Source organism: Desulfomarina sp., assembly GCF_054039375.1.
This window is the reverse complement of sequence record NZ_JBPLBA010000139.1, coordinates 1-18,445: the sequence shown is the minus strand read 5'-3', so window position 1 is coordinate 18,445 and position 18,445 is coordinate 1. Positions and strand designations below refer to the sequence as shown.

The following is an 18,445-nucleotide window of genomic DNA, read 5'->3' as shown; positions in this document are numbered from 1 at the left end:
GCAATCTTAAAAATTTCTTCCGGAATTTCATCTGCGTTCTGAAAGGGACGTTCCCCGGTTCTGTCAGATTTTATTATTTCTTCATGTTCAGAAACAAAGCCCAGAATTTCAAAATCAGACAATGACTCTCGAATCAGTCTTTCATCATCTTCATTTCTGACCCTGTTTCCGAGAACAACAATATTTTTAATTCCGATATCCTGACCAAGTTTTCTAATTCTTTCGGCGGCCACTCTGGAGCGTGCCCCCGGGTTAACCACAATAATCAAGGCATCAACCGAAGATGAGGTGGCCCGACCAAGATGTTCCACTCCCGCTTCCATATCCATAATAACAATATCATCACGGTAGAGAACCAGGTGATTCATCAGGGCCTTGAGTATCGTCGATTCGGGACAGATACAACCAGACCCACCTCTCTGGACAGTTCCCATAACCAGGAGTTTTACACCGTCTTTTTCTCTGGAAAAACGCTCCGGTATATCATCAACTTTTGGATTCAGGGTAAAAAAGCCCCCCATTGTCCCAGGCTCCGCACCCGTCCTTTCTGCAATAAGATCTTTTAATTCGGCGATAGGTGTGATGGGATCGTCTTCTGGAATCCCAAGCCCGGCTGCCAGATTTGCGACCGGATCTGCATCGATGGCAATGACCTTGTTCTTTTTGCCGGCTGCAAGACATCTCGCAAGAAGAGAGGTGACAGTCGTTTTTCCCACTCCTCCTTTACCGCCTATTGCTATTTTCAGACTCAATTTTTCCCTCCCGTTCCAATAATCGGTTCATTATCTGAAAATCCACGGCTGAAGGTTGAATTGCCGCTAGTTGGGATTTTCAATAGTTTCAATGTGTAGATACAATAAAAGGCCATAAGCGTGTAAATTACCGAACCTTTTGCTCAAACCAATAAATTGAAGCTGTTTTATTATTCAACGGACTCAACAATAATTTTCCCGTTACCATCTACCATAACTACAGAATAGCCATTTTGTTCAGCATCTTTTGTGAGTTCTTCCATATGAACTGCCTGCAGTTCATATTTCTTTCCCTTTTCTCTTGGAAGAGATAAAAAACAGTCGTTAGCCTCTTCTTTAGTGTAAAAAGCTGGAATAAAATTCATATCATTATTTTCACTGTATAAACCCAGAAAACTCTCATCAGCTCCAGGGTTACAGACAAAGGCATACACCCACCCTTTTTTATTCTTGTTTTGATTCATATTAAATCTCATCATCAGTTGAAAATTGCAAAACCCAACCCGGGAATACGATTTATGAAAATCAGTCACATCACCCGAGGTGAACCATCCTCAAAGTAGACGTATAAACAGTAACTACGATAAACACGATCACAATAAAAAAAGCCCCATTCCTGACGGAATGAGGCTCATGAATAACAATAAAAACTTATTACACTTCGAGGTATGAATCAGAAAACAGTGTTTCACCTGTAATGACTTTGACTGTTTTCACATAATCACCAAGTTCCTTGGACAGGCTGGATGGATCAGGAGCCTCACCGTCCATTGCCTGGTAAACAACATCCACGATATCCTGACGTCTGCCTTTGGCAACATCCGTAAGGTTTGTGTCAAGAGGATCAGAGATAACGGATTTCATGCCATAACGTCCGAGCATGATCATATAAGTTGTATTAATGATTGGACGCAGATGAACCGGAGGTCCATTGGATATATTGGAAAGACCACAGGTACTCATTGCACCAGGGGCAATATCATCAAGCATCATCTGGAAAGTCAACAGCGCCATACATTGAGCCTGCTGAATATTTACAGGAGTTACAATACCGTCAACCCAGATTTTTTCATTGGGGATCCCGGCCTCATTGGCAGCATAAACCAGTTCCACACAGAGAGCTGCTCTTTCGTTCTCATCCCTTGGCAAACCATCAGGTCCCCACATCAGGGCAACAATATCAGCTTCATATTTGGCAGCCATAGGCAGCATAACTTCATACCTTTCGGGGCGCGCCATGATTGAATTAACAATATGGGGTTTGCTGGCAGGTTTCAGAACCTTCAAACCTTCCTCGATAGCTTCAATATTGGATGTATCAAGAAGCAGAGGGACATCGGGGACAACCTCCTGCACGACCTGACAAACCCATGGCATCAATTCCTTGCCATCTTTTTTGGCAGGACCAAGATTGATATCGATATAATCCATACCAAGCTTGACCTGCTCCAGGCATTCCTCCTGAATCGGTTTCGGATCACGCTCTTTATAAGCTTTTCCGATAACCGTGGAGATTACATTCAGGCTTTCGCCGAAAAGAATCATATTTTTCTCCTTTCATTCCTGTAAATTTAAAGACTTACCTGCCAAAACTCTACTTCCTGACCCAAAACATATACGCTTTCGGCCAGGAAGACAATAACTGTTTCCCGTACTTCAGGAAGAACAATGCTTACCGTGCTTTCAAAAATCCGGCCAGATGGGCTGATTCCCTTGGGCCAACGGTGATCGTCCAGCCTGGCAGCTCTTCTTCGACATCACCGGCAATGGCAGCAGCATAACCCGGGATAATCAATTCAGTGTGTTTCACCTTATCCATGATGCCGCACTTTTTAACAAACATGCCGACATCATCACCACCAAATTTACCGGCAGCCCAGGCAGTCAATACTGAAAGACCTTCTGAATCCTTGATCAACAGCCAGGCCGGGACCTTACTTCCTTCAATCTCACCGGATACAATAAAGTAGGTAAGGGCAAAATTTGTAGTGACCAGTACAGGAGAGTTCTCATCAGGATTACCGATTTCAAAAATTCCCTCTGTTACAGTCATTGGCCTCTGGGGATCGGTGAAGATATTCAATCTTTCAAGCAGCAGCGGAAACATGACCTCAGTTGTCAGATCGGATAGAACAACAATTCCACCATACTTGGCGACAAACATGCCGGCAATAAGTGCTTCCATGTCCAGGTTAGAAGCCATCTCACACGGAAAAGTAATGGTCGGGAACCCGAGGGCTTTATTCCCATCTTTCAAGGCCGCACGCCTGATGGCAACCTGATCTTCCAGAGCCTGTTTAAGATCTCTTGAACCACTGTCGATCACCAGGTCTTTCAGACCCATCTCTGTCAGTTTTTCCGTCAACGCCATAACGCCATCAATGGAATCGGCTTTCACTGCCAACGGCAACTCATTATCCTGGGCAATTTTGCCAAATGCATCAACATTACTCTCTGTTGCCGCATAGATAAGTGGTCGTTTGAAACCTGCTACTGCAACAGCCGCGCTGATAACAGCCTCATCTTCACTCATCAGCACCAGGTTAAACTCTGATGTTTCCGCAATGAGTTTTGCAAGGGCAGCAAACGCATCGGCATCACCATTAACATCTTTGAGAGCAGCAAGCTCCGGACGCAGGTTAAAACCAACTCTTTCGTATTGCAGGGCATTCCAGACCTTCAATTTTGCTTCTACTTCCTCTACCGGGGTGTCAGAGGTAATTATCCCTGCAAACATGGTGGGATTATAAAATGTCTTTTCATGCCTGTGAAGAACTGTTTCCCCACCTGTCTTCGCCTCCCGAACACCTTTTCCAATTGCTACCGGACGAATCGGCGGCGCAGAAGCCTCTGCGAGCTGTTCACGCGCTTCATCCGATACATAGGGACAAGAGTCAAGTTCAGCCTTACCGGATGCAAGATTCATTGCAAAAGCCAGGCAGGTCGGAACCCCACACTCTTTACAATTCGTCTTAGGCAGGAGTTTGAATATTTGAATTCCTGTTAACGCCATTTGTGTTGTCTCCTTGTTTCTATTTCAGAGCCTGAAGCTGCACACGCCGGACAGCATGTGCAGCATCATTGCTTCAATTTAGCCAATAAGAGGATCCATGCTCAGTGCAGGATGACCCTTTTCTTCGAGCCAGGGCAGAATCTCCTCTTCAGTCACGCCTACGGTTTCATCAGCGATCATATCAGCGAAATTCTCAACACCCATCTCGGCCCCTCTGGCATTCAGTCTTTCCCGAATCTCATCTTTAACTATCTTCGGCATCCAGACCAGGCGAAGCAGCCCGCCATCCCCAAGAATAAACTTCTTCTGGGTGATATTGAACTTGGAGTGACCGACGAATCCAGGTGAAGCCGCACCACCACCCATTACACCGGCAAGTGTGGTGAATTTCATTCCACAGGGAGTATCACCTGTATAATCACGACCGACAGTCATGATACCGTTACATGCCGGTAACATGGCAGCAATACACTCACAGCAGCCACAGGTTGTCATAGGGGCATGGACCATGGAATAGAAATTATAGGTTTCAATAGCACCTTTAGAGGCAACCTTGATAAACTCGTCAACTCCTTCGAAGCGTCCAAGTTTAGGATCAAGAACCTTTCCTTTCTGAATCGGCTGATTCGGTCCGGTCGGGTTGATTTCGTAAGCAGCTTTACAGTCCATCCAGTTATAAGCACCACACAGTCCTGTTCTTTCAGGACTGACTGTACAGACATGACTTGGAGCAAAAGACTGACAGAGACTGCAGGAGTAGAAAGTCTCCACATCTTCATCAGTCATGGTATCAACACGGGCATCACGGGTCTTATACTCTTCTCTGGCCTGGGCAGTAATTTTATCCACATCTTCCTGCTTGGTATAGAGAGTGACCTGGACCTTATCGACAATTTTCTGGAAATCCTGATGAAATTTAGCGTGAAGCACAACTCCGATATCTTTCAGGGTAAAGCCTTTTTCCACAGCCGCCTTGCTGATACGTACCCAGGAGATGTCACGCTGACCAATATGCATGATACCCTGGATATAGTTAATCAGATGATGGATCTGACGCTCCATGATAGGCTCGAAATCCTCCTGAAATTCACGCCCGGCAATCTGAACGAGAATACCAAGCGGCAACACATCACCTTCTTTCATATCGCCTATATCAGGACCGACAACCTCAACCTTGCCGTCTTCAATCTCATTCATCTCAGCCATTTTCACCAACTCGGTACACTGGGTCTTACCACCACCCATCTGACCGAAAAGATCACCACCACGAACACGCTCACCCTCAAAAGCAGGACCGAAAGCAAGTGGAATATCAATCTCAGTGATATTGATTTTCAGACCACGAACCTCTACCGATTTCTGACAGATCTCATCATGGGGAACATTGGCAACAACATGCTCATAGGTACAGATACCTGTGGGCAGGATCTCAGGAATGTCCGTATCGGCCAATGTCGGGAAACCCCAGTTAACACAGCCTGCAGCCGCGACAGCCCATTCGGTACCAACGTCACCCAGTGCATTAACAAAGGCAAAGATACGGTTCTTGTTATACATCAGCATCCTGCGATAGTCTCCCGGCTCAACACCACCAAAAGCCATGGCTGCCCTGTTGGCAAAACCAAGAGCAAACACAGCTGAAGAAATATCCGGACCAAATGGCACAATACGGGTATTCCAACCCACCTGCATCCCAGCTTCAAGACACTGCTCGATAATCGTTTTACCATTATGATGAGCCGCACAGAAAATATAGAGACTCTTCTTCTGATAATCTTCGACGATCATTTTTGCAGTTTCAGCGTCCGGGGCAGCCCCGACAACTGCTGCAAATCCTGGAGCGGATCCATCAACAAATTCAACACCACGCTTCCTCAGGATGGTATCATCCGCGGGTCCAACCCACATCTTACCCGCTTCAATATCGGGATCTTCCGTTGGAATATAAAAATCGGGTTCTTCAAGAATACGTAAAGCCTCTTTTACCTCATAGGCGAATATTCCAGCCATACCAGCATCAAGAAGTGGTCCAAGGTAAGGAAGATGATTCTTGCCTTTAATATGAGGCGGAAGAAGCCCACGGGCAAATTCCATCGGTTTTTTCAGATCCTCAAGAGTCTCACATTTTATTCCTGTCAGCGAGTAAATAACCGGCAGATAATACGCCGTATTTGGAAAACCTATTTCTGTGCTGGCATCGTAGGACTGAAGGGCTTTTTCAAGTTCCCCTTCCACTTCCGACACAACTTTATATCCGCCCTGTATAGCCGCAAATGCTACTAATCTTGACATGCTTTACTCCTTCATTTAAGGATTAATAATAACGTAATATCGCTGGTTTATTCTATTCCGAGGGCCTGTCTGTCGGCCATATCCATCAACACCCTCTCACGGGCCTTGTCTATACCGAGCTCCTTACGTTTCTTATCGATATGAGCAATCATCTTATGGGCATGCTTGATAGGATCGGGCTCACAATCCCACATACCACCGTAGATTTCTTCCATCTCTTTATAGAGATAATCCTTAAATACCGGAGCACCTTCAAGCGGCATATGATAACCGAATACAGTGTATACACCGGAAGCGACAAAATACTGCCCGATGGCGATAGCTTTTTCGTTCATCCATTCAGGTGCACTCCCTGCTGCAGGCAGGTCACAGATATCATCACCAAGACCGCCGGCTTTCACCATCTCGGTCGCCGCCAGAAGAATACGACTGTTATCAACACAGGATCCGAGATGCAGAACAGGAGGAATACCAACAGTTTCACAAACCTCAGCAAGCCCGGGACCACAATAAACCGCAGCTGATTCGGGAGTGAGAAGGCCATGTACCCCGGCAGCAATTGCGCTGCATCCGGTAACCAGTACAAGAACATCGTTTCTGAGCAGTTCTTTTATCAGAACAATATGCTCTTCATTATGCTTGGTCCTGGCATTATTACAGCCAACAACACCGGCAACACCACGAATACGGCCATTAATAATATTGTCATTCAGTGTGTAATAACTTCCACGGAAACTTCCGCCCAGATGATATTGAATGGATTCCACCCCAAAACCGGCGACCTGAATTGATCTCTGCTTGGGAATCATCACGTCTGCACCGCGATTTTCAAAATTATCAATGGCTATCTTGACAATTCGCTTGGCATCTTCCATGGCATAATGTTCATCAAATTCAATATGAATGACATTATCCTGCTCAATTTTTGCGATGGGATGAGTGGTGATCAGTTTTGTATGAAAGCATTTCGCGACATTTGCCAGGTTCTGCATGATGCACTGCACATCAACTACCATTGCATCACAGGCACCTGTAATAATAGCGAACTCCTGCTGCAGGAAGTTTCCTGCCGGTGGTACGCCATGACGCTGTAACATCTCATTGGCTGTACAGCAGATTCCGGCAAGCTGTATACCTTTTGCACCTTTGCTTTTCGCATAATCAACCATTTCCTGAGACTGGGCAACCGCAATAATAATTTCAGAAAGCAGCGGTTCATGACCATGAACGATCAAATTGACATGATCTTCTTTCATTACTCCCAGGTTTGCTTCAGCCTGCAATGGAGACGGGCTGCCGAACATAACATCCTGCAGATCCGTTCCTATCATGGAACCACACCATCCATCAGCAAGAGAAGCCCGGACACCTTGCTTCATCAGGTTTTTATAATCCTGATCAACGCCCATAAGGGTCCTGTGCATACATTCAACAATTTCCCGGTCGACGTTTCTGGGCACAACCCCTTCTTTTTCCCACTTTTCCTGTAAAGGTTTCGGAGCTCTCTTAATATAGCTGGCAGTCAGTTCAGGTTTTCCCCACTCACGGACGGCTTTTTCCGCAACCGCAAGAGCAATTTCATCGATATCACGGTCTTTGGTCACGCCATCTTCTTCAACCGTTGTCGCAACACCGAAATAAGGAGCGATCTGAATTAATCTCGCAGGATCTTTTACGGAATAATCCTTGGCACTTTTTCTGGCTGCAGACAGGAAAGTTTCCGCCACCCCACGACCATGATCTGAATGCGCCGCAGCACCACCGGCAATCATTCTCACAAAGTTTCTTGCACAAATAGTGTTTGCAGTAGCACCACAAAGGCCTTTTCTCGTATCTTCTCCATCAATCCCGCCTTTTGGCAAGGGAAGTCGGCAGGGTCCCATAGCACAGTTTTTACAACAGATACCCTGCATACCGATGGCACAGGGTTTCATGGTTACTGCACGATCAAATACGGTGTCGATACCCAGTTTCTGCGCTCTGCGCAGCATATCCTGGGTTGCCGGCTCCATCGTCGCTTCCATTGGATCAGCGACTTTAGGGGCTTTTACTGCTTTTGCTTTCGTTGCTTCTGCCATTTGAGGTCCTCCTCATGGATTTATTGTAGACTATCAATTAGTTACGCTAATAACTACACCTCCGTACGTGATAAATTGATATCTTTTAAATTCTCTTGTGCATCCGATTCAGCATTTCCATCATTTTTTCCAGCTGATCTTTCTGAACTGCAGCAGCCGTTACAGGGATGTCCTCACCGTCTTCAGACATCATGGCAACATCTGATTTATGTTCCCTGGCTCGCTTTTCTTTCAAAGCTCTTTCAGCAGCTTCACGCTCTGCCACTTCAGCTTTGCGGGCAGCCTCTTCAGCCTCGGCCTTGGCCTTAGCTTCTGCTTCCTCTTTCGCTTTCGCTTCTGCTTCCGCTTTGGCTTTAGCCTCCTCTTTTGCTTTTGCATCGGCCTCGGCCTTAGCCCTGGCTTCCGCTTCCGCTTTGGCCTTGGCTTCGGCTTCCATCTTAGCCTTAACTTCCGGATCGACTTCCGGTTCGGCCTTCTTCTCTTCTTTCACTTCAGCCTTCGGAGCCGCTGCCGCTTTAGCTGCAGGTTTCGACGCTTTTTTCTTCTCCGGTGCGGCCTTTGCAGGTGCTGCTTTTTTAGCGGGAGCTGCTTTTTTCTCTTCCTCCTTGATAGTCAGATCAAGCTCAGGAGCAAGGGCTGCAAAATCAACTTCCACATCGCCCAGCACCTTCTTAATTCCCTCAACTTCCGAAACAGAAGTCCCATCAGAAACACCATCAATAAACGCCTTGACCAGACGAATTGCTTCGGGATGTCTCATAATCATGATATTGGAACCACTCATGAGATAGGAAACAGCACCAACTGCCTCCATCAGAATACCACGTTTTTCAGGGTCTCCGAGAACCGGAGCTTCCTCAACTGTCTGTTTGGCTTCCTTACATTTCCATACCTCGTTACCGAGGTTGTTGATCATGGGGAACTGCAGTTTGTCATCACCCTGGAGCAGGGATGCCATAGCCAGTCTTTCCATAACAGAATAGGTATATTCCATACCGTACCCCAGTCCACCGGTTGTCGGATCCACAAGAATCCGATCCATCGGCATACCAAGATTTTCAAGCAGAATATTAACCTGTTTTGCAAGGTTGACATCAATTGGAGAAGAGGAAATGAGGGTATGACCATATCCCATGGCTGCCGCCCCGATTCCTTTATAATTTTTCTCTTCTACTGGTCCAATGACCAGATTCCGGTCCTGGCATTTTTCCGCAACTACCTTGAGAACCTGCTCATCTTTCTCAGGATTGGCACAGCCCCAGACAATTACAGGGACGTTAACAGCATCGAGAACCTTTTCAACAGTTTCCGCTGCAGACTCGGGACTTGCATCCTTATCGTTCGGATCAATACTTTTCAACTGAACGACGATTGCATCTGCGCCAAATTCATCGACACATTTTTTAGCCCATGCTGCGGGATCGGACATAACATCTTTAAAATGGGCCATTACAGGTTCCGGCCAATCCTCCGGTTCCATATCCCATATTTCCATGGCGACAATGGGTTTATTGGGCATATCCCCTTCAAAGGTATAAAAAGGGTAACATGTCTCACCGCCTACGGTAATGGCGGAATCTCCCTTACCTATGGTAATTTCTTTTATGCCGCCGGTATAGGATTCCTTCTTGATTTCAAATCCCACTTTTGCCTCCTTACTGGTGAGTATTTTTTCTCCAGAAGATTGGTATCACAGTACGAAACCGATCTCCCCTTTTCAAACATAACCAAAGAACAAGAGGTACAAAATCTATTTATTATTATTTCTATTTTAAGCCGGCCTGTTGATACTGCCGGCGACTGTCCACCGGTCTACAGATTCTTCTTTCTCTCTTCCATCCTTTTTTTGAGTTTCGGAAATTTCTCAATTTCGGTATGAGGAAGAAACATGGCTGCGACATAATTATCCATATAGGACGGAGTCTCCGACAACTCAAAATTTGTCATTTTCTTTGTCACTTCCACAACATCTTTTCTGATTCTGTTGGTCAGTGAACTCATCCTCGCTCCCATAAGAGAGCCATTCCCAATAAACGTGACACAGTCGGGGTCAATTTCGGGCAACAGTCCGATAGTCATTGCTTTTTCGAGATCAATATAGCTGCCAAAACCACCCGCCAATATGATATGCTCAACCATATCCATTGTCAGGCCAACTTCTTCAAGCAATGTCAGGCAGCCGCTGTAGATCGCACCTTTGGCCCGGATAAGATTATCTATATCCGGTTCAGTCAGGGCGATATCCCGATCAATCTGTGTCCGATCCTTCCAGACCAGAACATACTCCCACACATCATTTCTCTTCCTTATTCTCGGAGTATCCAGATCACGATTGAATTTTCCCCTGTTATTGATTACTCCCGCCTCGAACATCACGGCAGTCATGGTGATCAGCCCCGAACCACAGATACCTTTCGGACTCACGTCCCCAATGGTGAAAATCATCGGTTCAAAGGTCACCGGATCAATAGAAAAATCTTCAATAGCTCCCTTGGCGGCACGCATCCCGAATTCGATACCTCCACCTTCAAAGGCAGGTCCTGCGGAACAGGCTGTGCATGCCAGCCAGTCCTTATTTCCCACAACCAGCTCGGCATTGGTTCCGATATCCAGAAACAGGGTCAGTTCTTCGTTCCTGTACATTCCCGACCCCATGACACCAGCCACAATATCACCACCAACAAAACTTGAAACCTGTGGGTAAACCAGGGCAATCACGTGATCATTTAATTCAATCCCTACCGTAGCAGCCCTGAAAGGCGGATAGAGAGTCGCTGTGGGAACATATGGAGCTCGGCGAATATTCCTGGGATCCACTGACAAAAACAGCTGGGTCATGGTTGTATTACCCGAAAAGGTAATAGTGGAAACAAAATCCGGGTCTATTCCTGATTTTGCAACAATCCGTTTGAGAACACTGTTGATTGTTGCAACAACCACTTCCTGAAGTTTATCGAGACCACCAGGTTTTTCGGCATAAATAAGCCGGGTTATGACATCTTCACCGTAACTGATCTGACCGTTGAAGTCCCCGGCCTCGGCAAGACATTCACCGGTGGCAAGATTAATGAGCTGTCCATAAATTGTCGTTGTACCGATATCTAGAGCAACACCATAATTTTCGTCCTTGACATCTCCTCCCTGGATATCAAGAATCAGTGTCTTTCCATCATCTCTGACAGGGCGAACCAGAGTCAAGGTGAGCTTAAAATCATTTTCCCGCAACACACCGGGAAGTTTCCTGATAACCGGGAGAGTAAGCTCAAGTTTGTGCTCATTCGCCTGCACTTTCAGAAACTCAATAAGCCGGGTCACATCCGGCATATTATTCTGGGGATCCGGAGGAGGCAGCTCAAGATACACTTTTTCGACCGGAGGAATAAAAAGTCCTTCTTCCTTGAGGCTCTCAAAATCAGGATGTTGGATCTTGGCAGTCCTGCGGGGTGTTACCTGGGTGAGCATAACACTCTTGTCGACACTGGACTCTATTGGGATCCTGACAGTAACATCCCCACTGATCCTCGTCAGACAGGCCAGACGGTATCCTTTTTCGATATCTTCAGCGTCAAGCCGCTCAGATACACCCTCTTCCACTTCCCCCTTTTCGACCAGAATTCTGCATTTGCCGCAGACGCCCTCCCCTCCGCAGGAGGCGTTGATGTGAACACCCGCTTCAAGTGCAGCCCTGAGAAGACTCTCTCCTTCCGGTACTGTTATAACTCTATCATGGGGAAGAAAGGTAACTCGACAATTGTCCATGCGATTTTCCTTTTGTCTATGATGCCTGGTGGATTTAATCATTTTCTTTAATACACCAATAACACAACCCGGCAAAATACCTGCAGTTATACCCGATCAGAATAAAGTTTTGTCGTCGCCATGCAGCAAAAGAAAAACCGCCTTTACAAAACGTTCAACACAGGGCTCGGATACAACAGACAAATATATCATAAATAATTTCACTTACAACTTGTAATTGACAAAATTCCCTCTATAAGTACATCAATTGACAGCCAAACAATCATTCTTTTTTCTTCTAAAGAATATCATTAAATTTGATACAACCTTTACCTCGTAAGGTTCTCCACGTTTTTTTATTTCACCACTCCCTTATTTACCGAGCGTTTGCTCAGTTTCTTGCCGCCTCTCATTTTCCAGAAAATTTATGCAGCAGGAGGAACGAAATTTACAATATTTTTCCGAATCGGGACATTTCAGGGATTTCTCACCTAAAAAAATATCCTTCTTTGCACAGAAATTTGATGATCCTGATCCACCTTTGCTTTTCACAATATCCCACACTATATCACCCCAACCACTTCTATTCTCAATGAATTTACCCCCAAATTCCCCTTTTTCATGGTTGTGAACCCCACCGCAAAATTTACATGCAATATTCCATGCAACCAAGACGGAATTATATATCACGTCTTTCTTATTTGGAAACATTTTTCCATACCCTGTCGCACCCATTTTTAAATAACACCAACCACTCATATTGGTAATACCATTTATGTAACTTTCATTATAACTACGAAAAAAAGTATTTTTTTCTTGGTTTATTATTTATTTGACATATTTTTAAAAAAAAGATATTGGTATTACCAATAAACCTAATAAAACATCAAAACATGGTCGAGGTCACTATGAAAAAAAGGCACCTGGAAGAACTCTCCTCTATTTTTGGAAATGATGGGCTTCTGCACCAACCGGAAGATATGATTGCTTACAGCTACGACGCATCACATATTGAGAAAACACCGGAAGCTGTTGTCTTTGCCACCTCCACTGATCAGGTCAGCAGCCTCATGCAGTTTGCCTATCGTGAGCACATCCCTGTTACTCCAAGGGGCCAGGGAAGTGGATTGTCAGGAGGTTCAGTCCCCATTGAAAAAGGTGTTGTTCTCGTGTTGGATCAGATGCGGAAATTGATAGAGTTTGATCCTGAAAATCGTCTGATTACAGTTGAAACCGGAATGACCACCGGAGATATTGACCCGATAACGGCCTCTGCAAATCTTTTTTATCCACCAGATCCCGGAAGTGTTTCATTTTCAACCATTGGTGGAAATATTGCTGAAAATGCCGGCGGACTTCGCGGGTTAAAATACGGCGTAACCAAAGATTATGTCAAAATGCTGAAAATTGTCCTGCCGAAAGGAGATATTGTCACCATCGGCAGCAAATGTGTCAAACACGTTGCCGGCTTTAACCTTGAACCAGTTTTTGTCGGCAGTGAAGGACTGCTTGGGATCATTACCGAGGTAACCCTTGCCCTTCGCCCTATCCCAGAGCATCGTGAGTCAGCCCTGGTGATTTTCGATACCCTTGACGATGCAGCCCAATGTGTTTCTGACATAATTGCCTGCGGTGTGACCCCTTCCACCATGGAATTCATGGACAATACCACCATTAATGCCATCCAGAATTTCAAAGACTGTAATCTGCCAAGGGACGCCGAAGCAGTTCTTCTCATTGAAACTGATGGCGAAAAAAATTCGGCAATCGGAGAAATGAAGAAAACCGAGAAAGCTGCTGAAAAAAACAACTCCAGAGATTTTTCCCTGGCCCGGGATACGAAAGAGCGAAATCTCCTCTTTGAAGGTCGAAGAATCGCCCTCAATGCCCTGGCCAATGTAAAACCAAACCTCATCCTGGAAGATGCCACTGTTGTCCGTTCAAAACTACCTGACATGGTCAGGGGAATCTGCAATATTGCCACGAAATATAATCTCATGGTCGGTATTTTCGGTCATGCCGGGGATGGCAACCTTCATCCGACATTTCTTATTGATAAAAACGATACAAACGAGATGAAACGAACCGAAAAAGCGGTAAGAGAACTCTTCAGACTTGCTATAGACCTGGAAGGGACCATTTCCGGTGAACATGGAATCGGATTGGAAAAAAAGCCTTTTCTTGAAGACCAGATCGGTTCTGCCGGAATTAAGATGTTGCGGGACATAAAAAAAACATTTGATCCGGAAAACCTCCTCAATCCAGGGAAAATGTTTGATTTTTCATATTCAGTCTCCAATTGACCCCAGGAGAATCAATTATGACAGTTCAGGGACAGCAAAAAAAGGCGGAATCCCATCTTCTCCACGCAGCCCGGGAATTCCAGAAGTGCATGCAGTGTGGAAAATGTCGAAGTGTCTGCCCGGTCTTCAAAGAAATAGGCAACGAACTCTACGTTGCCAGGGGTAAAAACAAACTCGCTGAAAAAATTGTCTCTGGAGATCTGCAGATTACTTCCAGAGTCAAGGATGCGATCAATGAATGCCTCAACTGCAAGACCTGTTCGGCAAACTGCCCGGCAGGAGTCAGTCCCGAGCATGTCGTTCTCCGACTTCGCTGGTATATTACCACCCGTGAAGGACTGGGCCTGTTCAAGGCACTTATCTTCCGCCAACTTCTCTGGCGAAAATGGCCGGTTATAGCTGGAGCCGTTCTTATCGGTCTTATACAGAGGCTTCTTCTTGATATCGGCCCCGGCAATCCTGTTCGGCACCTGTTCCCCCTGTTCGGCACCTGTTCCCCCTGTTCGGCTTTTCAAAACGTCGCTACTTTCCCAGGCTTGCTCTTCGCCCTGCTCAGAGTCTCTACCCGGAAGTCATCCCGTCGAAACAAGGTAAGCCTGTTAAACGAATAGGATATTTTACGGGATGTGCCGGTAACCTCATTTACACAAATGTAGTGAAATCCGTTGTCGATATCCTCACCGGCTACGGTTATGAAGTCATCATCCCCCGGGACCAGAAATGCAGTGGAACACCGGTCCTGGCCAATGGTGACTACGAAGGAGCCGCAAACCTTATGAAACACAATTTCAATCTCTTCAGACGCTATGACCTGGACGCCATTATTGTTTCCTGCTCCTCCTGCGGACTGGCCCTGAAAAAGGAAATAAAGCTTTTTATTGACAATTGTGACGAATTAAGAGATTTTTGCAATAAAGTTTACGATATCAACGAGTTTCTGGTAAAAGAAATACAGTTCGGCCCGAATGATTTTGGTATGTTACCCTGCAGAGTAACATACCATGATCCCTGCCATTTAAACCGGGGACAGGATATCCGCAAAGAACCAAGATCCCTGCTGCAAAAAATCCCCGGATTGATATTCAGGGAAATGCAGGACGCTGCTGTCTGCTGCGGCAGTGCCGGAAGCTACTGCCTGACCCATTATGAAACAGCAATAAAAATCAACGATCATAAAATCAATAATATTCAAAAAGAAAATGTTGAGTATGTCGCCACTGCCTGTCCTACCTGTGTCATGCATATCCAGGATAATCTCCTCCAGCATCATTCCGGAGAAAAAGCTCGTTTTGTCGTTGAATTCCTCGCAGATTCTCTCAGGAAAGCCGGCACAATCTGAGCAACCTCCCGGAATTCAAAAACTTTAGCAGCTCAATATGATGGAATTCACGACCTCACCAGCTGGCAAGGATGCCCCCCTCGAAAACACCATAAAAAGAATTACCAGTATACTCTATCAATCCGACCTCCTCCCCGAAACAACTCACTGGCTCAACCCGGCCCCTTATTGCTGGTCAGTCCATCTGTACCTGAAAAACGCACCTTTTTTCTATACCAACGGCAAGGGAATTTCCAGACAGGCAGCCCTGGCCAGCGGCCTTGGTGAATTTCTGGAAAGATTGGCCACCGGCTTCTTTTTCGACGATTATTATCTTGAAGGCATGATTAAAAACAGTCCATTTCTCCATTTTCCGGACGAAATATGGCTGCCATCGTTCAACAGAAACAGGCAACTGCTCACAGAAAAATTGCTGGATTTCTATGATCCGCACGGAGATTTAGAGGAAGAGCATCTCCTGGAGCATAACAGCGCTGCTTCAGGGAAAGGTATCTGTTGTCTGCCGTTTACCAATCTGGAAAATGGAAACACTGTCAATTTTCCTGTTGCCCTGCTCCACAATCTCTATGTCAGTAACGGCATGGCAGCAGGCAACAGCCGGGAAGAATGTTTCTGTCAGGCACTTTACGAGATAATTGAAAGACATGTCAAAAATCGGGTCATCGCCGAAGGATTGGCCCTTCCGGATATTCCAGAGCATTTTTTTGCTCATTCCCCGGCCATCATGATGATCCTTGAAAAACTGAGGGGCCATGGTTACAGGGTCATGGTAAAAGACAGTTCTCTCGGGGGCAGCTTCCCGGTCATCTGCGTTCTTCTCTTCCATCCTGAAAGCGGAAGTGCATTTGCATCATTTGGTGCAAGTCTTCGCTTCGATATCGCAATCGAACGTACTCTGACAGAACTGCTCCAGGGGCGAAAACTTGACCATCTCTCCCGTTTCCAGCCCCCCGTGTACGACCTGTCCCTCACAGCGGAAAGTTATAATATTGAAAGCCATTTTATCAATTCAGACGGACTGTTGTCCTGGCAGATGTTTCGAGACAACGCTGAATATACTTTTTCTCCCTGGAATTTTTCAGGAACCACCAGCGAAGAACTCCACCAGATCAAAACGATTATTCTTTCCTCTGGATTCCCAATCTATTATCGGGAATACAACCAATTCAACATGGATGTCTGCAGAATTATTATCCCCGGAATGTCAGAGATATATCCGGTGGATGACCTGGTCTGGAACAACAAAAATAAATCGGCAGCTCTCCGTCGACTTCTGCTGCAGCTGCCTCAACTCAATGAGGAAGACCTGCATTCCGTTCTCCATCAACTGGAAGAGAACACATTAGGCCCGCATCAGCTGATATCTGATCTGATCGGTATACTTTTTGAAAAAAGCAATCCATGGCACGATCTCTGCGTCGGCGAACTCAGAACATATATTCTCCTGGCACTGCAACACCACCAGCAAGCGGCTGAATCCTGTTTCTGGTGCCTGGAATACGCATCCCTGTCACAACAGCGAAAACAGCTTTTCCGGGCAATTCTAACGCTCCTTGAATGCCGACTGGCCGGCGAGGAACATAAAGATTACGAAAAATGTCACATCTCATTTTTCCAGAAAGAAATATACCTTCAGGCAAAAGAAACGATAGCCGGAAACAACAGGTTTGCATGGTTGCCGTCCGCCACCACCTGGCGTGAGATTTCTGAAAAACACAACAATCTCCTTACACTTTTCGAGCGATTCAGGGATGTTACGAGAAAAACCTGATCACTCCGCCATGCCCTCTCCTGTCAATACTGCTTTTGACGCACGGGCGATTGCAAGTTCTTCATTGGTGGGAATTCCCCATACCTGAACCCTGCTGCTGTCACTGCTGAGCAGGACCGGTTTCCTGACTCGCTGATCATTTCTTTGAGGATCTAATTCAATACCGAAATGTTCCATTTTTTCAAGGCTTTTTGCCCGGACAATACCGTCATTTTCCCCTATACCGGCAGTAAAGACAATGGCATCTACCCTGCCCAGCACAGCCATAAACGCACCGATATATTTACGGTTTCGATAGGTCTGAACCTCAAGGGCCAAAAACGCCCTTTTGTTTCCCGCCGCAATCTGCTCATGGATATCACGCATATCATTCATCCCACAGAGCCCTTTCAGACCGGATTCTTTATTGAGCATATCATCAATATGCCGGATATCCATCCCGCAGTTTCTGGCCAGAAATAAATGTATGGCAGGGTCAACATCTCCACTCCGTGTTCCCATGACCAATCCTTCCAACGGGGTGAAACCAAGGGATATGTCAACACTCCTGCCCTTCTCTACTGCACACATGGAGCATCCGTTCCCAAGGTGAACAGTTATCAGGTTAAGGTCTTCCGGCGATCTGTTCATCTGTTTTGCGCATTCCTCAGCCACATACTGATGAGAGGTACCATGAAAGCCATAACGACGGATTCTTTCTTTTTCATAAAGCTCAAAAGGCAGCGCATAATGGTAGGCTTTTGGAGGAATGGACTGGTGAAAAGCGGTATCAAAAACTGCAATCTGTTTTACCCCCGGAAAAAGTTCACCTGCCACCCTTATTCCATCGAGATTCGCCGGATTGTGCAGAGGAGCAAGTGCCACATTATTCTCTATTGCTTTAAGAACTTCTGTGGTTATCAATGTCGGACTATGAAAATCCTCACCACCATGAACAACCCTGTGGCCTATGGCCTCAATATCGTCTTTTGCGGAAATCACTCCGTTCACAGGATTGGTCAGGACCTCAACCGCCAGTCGCATTCCCTTACTGTGATCCTCTACTTTCTCCAGCCTCTTTACCTTCGCCTGTGAATCTGTTCCGGGCCTCAAAGCACACGAAACAACACCCTTTTCCTCTCCTATTCTCTCCACAAGCCCCGAGGCAAGAACTGTTTCC

The 18,445-nt window shown here is 46.0% G+C and carries 14 protein-coding genes; 4 read left to right on the top strand and 10 right to left on the bottom strand.

Going from position 1 to position 18,445, the window contains the following annotated elements:
* The 9 genes from ACXLDX_RS08295 to ACXLDX_RS08255 form a co-directional block, all read right to left on the bottom strand.
* Positions 1–752, bottom strand: a 752-nt coding sequence (locus ACXLDX_RS08295; RefSeq protein ID WP_457576722.1) for an ATP-binding protein, incomplete at its 3' end; no start/stop codon positions are given.
* Positions 753–922: 170 nt separating this feature from the next.
* Complete coding sequence (locus ACXLDX_RS08290) at positions 923–1,216, bottom strand: DUF3110 domain-containing protein (RefSeq protein WP_457576721.1); 294 nt, start codon at positions 1,214–1,216, stop codon at positions 923–925.
* Positions 1,217–1,406: 190 nt separating this feature from the next.
* Complete coding sequence (locus ACXLDX_RS08285; protein WP_457576720.1) at positions 1,407–2,297, bottom strand: dihydropteroate synthase; 891 nt, start codon at positions 2,295–2,297, stop codon at positions 1,407–1,409.
* A gap of 127 nt (positions 2,298–2,424) precedes the next feature.
* On the bottom strand, positions 2,425–3,765 hold the full coding sequence (acsC, locus tag ACXLDX_RS08280; protein ID WP_457576719.1) for an acetyl-CoA decarbonylase/synthase complex subunit gamma: 1,341 nt from the start codon (positions 3,763–3,765) through the stop codon (positions 2,425–2,427).
* Positions 3,766–3,843: 78 nt separating this feature from the next.
* Positions 3,844–6,057, bottom strand: coding sequence for an acetyl-CoA decarbonylase/synthase complex subunit alpha/beta (gene acsB / locus ACXLDX_RS08275; protein ID WP_457576718.1), 2,214 nt, complete (start codon positions 6,055–6,057; stop codon positions 3,844–3,846).
* A 47-nt stretch (positions 6,058–6,104) separates the two neighbouring features.
* Positions 6,105–8,135 carry an anaerobic carbon-monoxide dehydrogenase catalytic subunit gene (cooS, locus tag ACXLDX_RS08270; RefSeq protein WP_457576717.1) on the bottom strand — a complete coding sequence of 677 codons (2,031 nt, stop codon included), beginning with the start codon at positions 8,133–8,135 and terminating at the stop codon, positions 6,105–6,107.
* An 85-nt stretch (positions 8,136–8,220) separates the two neighbouring features.
* Positions 8,221–9,780: an acetyl-CoA decarbonylase/synthase complex subunit delta gene (locus ACXLDX_RS08265; RefSeq protein WP_457576716.1), complete on the bottom strand. Its 1,560-nt coding sequence runs from the start codon at positions 9,778–9,780 to the stop codon at positions 8,221–8,223.
* A gap of 167 nt (positions 9,781–9,947) precedes the next feature.
* Complete coding sequence (locus ACXLDX_RS08260; protein WP_457576715.1) at positions 9,948–11,894, bottom strand: ASKHA domain-containing protein; 1,947 nt, start codon at positions 11,892–11,894, stop codon at positions 9,948–9,950.
* A gap of 351 nt (positions 11,895–12,245) precedes the next feature.
* Entirely contained in the window at positions 12,246–12,632 is a 387-nt protein-coding gene (locus tag ACXLDX_RS08255; RefSeq protein ID WP_457576714.1) for a hypothetical protein, read from the bottom strand.
* A gap of 149 nt (positions 12,633–12,781) precedes the next feature.
* Between ACXLDX_RS08255 and ACXLDX_RS08250 the strand changes: the two genes are divergently transcribed.
* The 4 genes from ACXLDX_RS08250 to ACXLDX_RS08235 are packed head-to-tail and all read left to right on the top strand — an operon-like array spanning position 12,782 to position 17,286.
* A complete protein-coding gene (locus ACXLDX_RS08250) occupies positions 12,782–14,176 on the top strand; it encodes an FAD-binding oxidoreductase (protein WP_457576713.1) in 1,395 nt (464 codons plus the stop codon).
* Positions 14,177–14,193: 17 nt separating this feature from the next.
* Positions 14,194–14,787 (top strand): 4Fe-4S dicluster domain-containing protein, encoded by a 594-nt coding sequence (locus ACXLDX_RS08245; protein WP_457576712.1) that lies wholly within the window; start codon positions 14,194–14,196, stop codon positions 14,785–14,787.
* A complete protein-coding gene (locus ACXLDX_RS08240) occupies positions 14,676–15,515 on the top strand; it encodes a (Fe-S)-binding protein (protein ID WP_457576723.1) in 840 nt (279 codons plus the stop codon). The genes ACXLDX_RS08245 and ACXLDX_RS08240 overlap by 112 nt, the downstream gene beginning before the upstream one ends.
* A 37-nt stretch (positions 15,516–15,552) precedes the next feature.
* Positions 15,553–17,286, top strand: coding sequence for a YcaO-like family protein (locus ACXLDX_RS08235; protein ID WP_457576711.1), 1,734 nt, complete (start codon positions 15,553–15,555; stop codon positions 17,284–17,286).
* On the opposite strand, the gene ACXLDX_RS08230 is transcribed toward ACXLDX_RS08235, so the two are convergent.
* The coding region (locus tag ACXLDX_RS08230; RefSeq protein ID WP_457576710.1) for an acetate kinase at positions 17,287–18,445 on the bottom strand (1,159 nt) is incomplete at its 5' end. It lies immediately after the preceding gene.